Annotated in this window: 1 protein-coding gene; it reads left to right on the forward strand. The window is 70.5% G+C overall.

The features are described from left to right. The coding region (locus tag ACBJ59_RS62765; protein ID WP_375119391.1) for a ThuA domain-containing protein at positions 1-1,255 on the forward strand (1,255 nt) is incomplete at both ends.

A 1,255-nucleotide genomic window follows, 5' to 3' on the forward strand; every position in this document is an offset into this window, starting at 1 on the left:
GCGCTCGTGGCGGCCGGTTTGACCGCCGTTCCCGTGGATCCGGCCTATCAGGTGCTGGTGTTCTCCAAGACCGCCGGGTTCCGGCACGACTCGATCCCGGCGGGCCTGCAGGCCATCCGCGACCTCGGCGCGGCCGGCGGCTTCACCGTCACCGCCACCGAGGACGCCACCGCCTTCACCAGCGCCAACCTGGCCGGCTACGAGGCCGTCGTCTTCCTCAACACCACCGGCGACGTCCTGGACGACACCCAGCAGACCGCCTTCCAGAGCTACATCGACCAAGGCGGCGGCTACGTGGGCGTGCACGCCGCCGCCGACACCGAATACGACTGGCCCTACTACGGCGAGCTGGCCGGCGCCTACTTCAAGAACCACCCCGCCATCCAGCAGGCCACCGTCCGCAACCAGGACCGCGCCCACCCCGCCACCGCCCACCTCGGCCCCACCTGGAGCCGCACCGACGAGTGGTACAACTACCGCACCAACCCCCGCCCCGCCGTACGCGTCCTGCAGACCCTCGACGAGGCCAGCTACAGCGGCGGCGACATGGGCGACCACCCCATCACCTGGTGCCACCCCCAAGGCCGGGGCCGCGCCTTCTACACCGGCCTCGGCCACACCGCCGAGTCCTACACCGACCCCGCCTTCCGCACCCAGCTGCTCGGCGGCATCCGGTACGCCGCCGGCACGGCCAAGGCGGACTGCCGGCCGGAGAACGGCTACACCACCCTCTACAACGGCTCCACCACCGGCTGGTCCCAGGCCGGCCCCGGCAGCTTCGCCAACACCGACGCCACCCTGACCTCGCAGGGCGGACTGGGCATGTTCTGGTACGAGGCCAAGGAGTTCGGCGCGTACTCGCTGAAGCTGGACTGGAAGCTGACCGGCGACAGCAACTCCGGCGTCTTCGTCGGCTTCCCCGCCTCGGACGACCCCTGGTCGGCGGTGAACAACGGCTACGAGGTGCAGATCGACGCCACCGACACCCCCGACCGCACGACCGGCTCGATCTACGGCTTCAAGGCCGCCGACCTGGAAGCCCGCGACGCCGCCCTCAACCCGCCCGGCGCGTGGAACACCTACGAGCTGCTGGTCGAGGGCGAACGGCTGCGGGTCTTCCTGAACGGCGTGCAGATCAACGACTTCACCAACGCCGACCCGGCACGCTCGCTACGCCAGGGCCACGTCGGCATCCAGAACCACGGCGCCTCCGACCAGGTCGCCTTCCGCAACATCCGCGTCAAGGAGCTGAGCG

The sequence above is a fragment of the Nonomuraea sp. MTCD27 genome (assembly GCF_041950495.1).
GTDB lineage: Bacteria > Actinomycetota > Actinomycetes > Streptosporangiales > Streptosporangiaceae > Nonomuraea.